The sequence below is a fragment of the Microcoleus sp. Pol10D4 genome (assembly GCF_036701555.1).
In the GTDB taxonomy this organism is placed as follows: domain Bacteria; phylum Cyanobacteriota; class Cyanobacteriia; order Cyanobacteriales; family Microcoleaceae; genus Microcoleus.
The window spans coordinates 1-1,091 of record NZ_JAUBRA010000175.1 but is presented as its reverse complement, the minus strand read 5'-3'; the positions used below and the strand labels follow the sequence as shown (position 1 = coordinate 1,091).

Here is a 1,091-nt window from a genome sequence, read left to right as displayed (position 1 = left end):
TGCTTTCTATTATGCCATCAACTTAGCCAGACAATTGTCTGAGTATTTATACTGATTGCAAAAGTGGGATGCTCCCAAATGAAACTGTAGATATTTCCCTAAAAGCTACTGATAGTGAATTATCCCAACCAGAATTTTGGCAAGCCATACAATCTTTAGCGCGACGCGGCTTAGTGGAAAAAGTGTTAGTAGGAACGCGATCGATGTTTTTTCTCAATCCCGTCTTCAAAGCATACATTCAGTGCAAGTTAAATCTTATATAAGCTATAGGTGATTTCACCCGATCGCAACGCAATTAAACCACCGAATTACTCTTTTCTATTCTACAAAGATCGCATAAAAGCATTCACCGCATCATATTGGTCTGCCATACGCGAATAGAACTCGATCGATCGCAAATCCAAATCCGCCAACAGTTCACTCTTACTCACCAACTCATATCCCGTTGGACGCAAGCAATAAACCGAAATTACACCATCCTCCCAAAACCAAACCTCCTGCACACCCACCCGACGATAGATTTCCAGCGTATCAATTCCACCACTCGTCACTGTCACCTCGATCGCCAAATCTGCAACTGACTTGCGCGTACCCAAACAATAAGACTCATCCGGTTCTTTCCGTGCGCCCAATTCCTTTATCCCGATCGTCGTACTGCCACGCCCGTAGAAACGAATATTTCTCATCCGCATATAAATTTCTAAAAGCTGGCCTAAAGTGCTTTTAGGTTCTTCGTGGGCCTCAGATAAAGGGGCCATAATTTCTAAACACCCATCCAAATAAGTTAAACGTGCCCCCGTTCCTACCAAATCTGCATCCAACTTTTCCAGAGTCTCCCATGTCACGTTTGACAGGAAGGCCCCACCTGTAACCACTCCTGCTTTAGAAATTGCGACAACCATCTGACTTACCTTTCACCATCATTTTTCCATCATATACCACTTCAAAAAGTGGGAGTCTATAGTCAACTGTTGACTGTTGACTGTTGACCGTTAGCCGATAAAAATATTTTTTCCCAAACAAAAAGCGCCCCTATTTCTAGGAGCGCTTTTTGTTAATCTCAAGTTAAAAATTAACCGTTGATAGAAGGA

At 42.6% G+C, this 1,091-nt stretch carries 2 protein-coding genes; one reads left to right on the top strand and one right to left on the bottom strand.

Features of this window, described 5'->3' with window-relative positions; translation table 11 throughout:
• Positions 1-68 precede the first annotated feature (68 nt).
• Positions 69-263, top strand: coding sequence for a hypothetical protein (locus tag QUA36_RS31235; protein WP_333460168.1), 195 nt, complete (start codon positions 69-71; stop codon positions 261-263).
• Between the two features lie 60 nt (positions 264-323).
• Here the strand turns inward: QUA36_RS31235 and QUA36_RS31230 are convergent, their stop codons facing one another.
• Entirely contained in the window at positions 324-902 is a 579-nt protein-coding gene (locus tag QUA36_RS31230) for a Uma2 family endonuclease (protein WP_333460167.1), read from the bottom strand.
• Positions 903-1,091: the final 189 nt, after the last annotated feature.

Coding starts and splice junctions, on each gene's coding strand:
- QUA36_RS31235 (WP_333460168.1), top strand. CDS start 69: ATGCTCCCAAATGAAACTGTAGATATTTCCCTAAAAGCTACTGATAGT.
- QUA36_RS31230 (WP_333460167.1), bottom strand. CDS start 902: ATGGTTGTCGCAATTTCTAAAGCAGGAGTGGTTACAGGTGGGGCCTTC.